The sequence below is a fragment of the Nocardioides sp. genome, from assembly GCF_024509035.1.
In the GTDB taxonomy this organism is placed as follows: domain Bacteria; phylum Actinomycetota; class Actinomycetes; order Propionibacteriales; family Nocardioidaceae; genus Nocardioides.
Window position 1 is genome coordinate 1 of sequence record NZ_JANINT010000347.1, and the last position, 922, is coordinate 922.

Sequence of the window (922 nt, forward strand, 5' to 3'; positions counted from 1 at the left end):
CGGGATGTCGGCGCCCTCCGGCAGCACCTCGAACCCGATGCCGATGCCGATGTGCCTGCCCTCCTGGCGGGCCAGCTCCTGCTCGCGGCGCACCTTCCCGTAGTCGAGGACGGTGAGCGCCTTGTCCAGGAGGCCCTCGTAGTTGCCGCTGTCTAGCTCGAGGCCGGTCGCGGTGACGAACGGGAACTGGTCGGGCTTGACCCAGTTGCGTCGGCGCACCTCGAGCGGGTCCAGGCCGGTCTCCCGCGCGACCGCGTCCATGACGGTCTCCATGAGCAGGACGCCGGCCTCCTTGCCGAACGGCCGCAAGGGGCTCCACGGCCCCTTGTTGGTCACGACGACGCGCCACTCGCAGCGGAAGCGGGCGACGTCGTAGCCGCTCGGCATGGCCAGAGCGCCGGCGAACGCCATGCCGAACGCACCAGTGGCGGAGGCCGCACCGTGGTTCGCGAGCAGGTCGCAGCTGACCGCGGTGACGCGCCCGTCGGCGTCGAACGACGCGGTGTAGTGGATCCGGCTGTCCCGGGCGCCGTAGCGCAGGGTGCTGGCCCGGTCCTCGACCCACTTGACCGGGCGCCCGAGAAGGCGGCTGAGAACACACACGAGGTACTCCTCGGGGTGCCCGAAGTTCTTGAACCCGAAGGACCCGCCGACCGGCGGCGCGACGACGTGCACGTCGCGCTCGCGGAGCCCGAGGAACTGCGCGATGGAGTGCCGCAGCGGGTGGGGAGCCTGCGTGGTGCCGTACCACGTCAGCCGCCGCGACCGCGTGCTCCAGTCAGCCACGTAGACCCGAGGCTCCATGGGTGCGGGCGCTCCGCGCCCGGTTCGCAGCGTGCCCCGGACGACACCCGAGGACCGCGCCTCCAGGTCCTCGACGTCCCCGTGGCCGGCAGTGCCGGCCAGCATGACGTTCGATCCC

At 72.0% G+C, this 922-nt stretch carries 1 protein-coding gene; it reads right to left on the bottom strand.

Annotated elements, in window-relative coordinates; translation table 11 throughout:
• Nucleotides 1-909: molybdopterin cofactor-binding domain-containing protein (locus Q0L15_RS21030; RefSeq protein ID WP_296606675.1), on the bottom strand; the 909-nt coding region annotated here is incomplete at its 3' end.
• Nucleotides 910-922 lie beyond the last annotated feature (13 nt).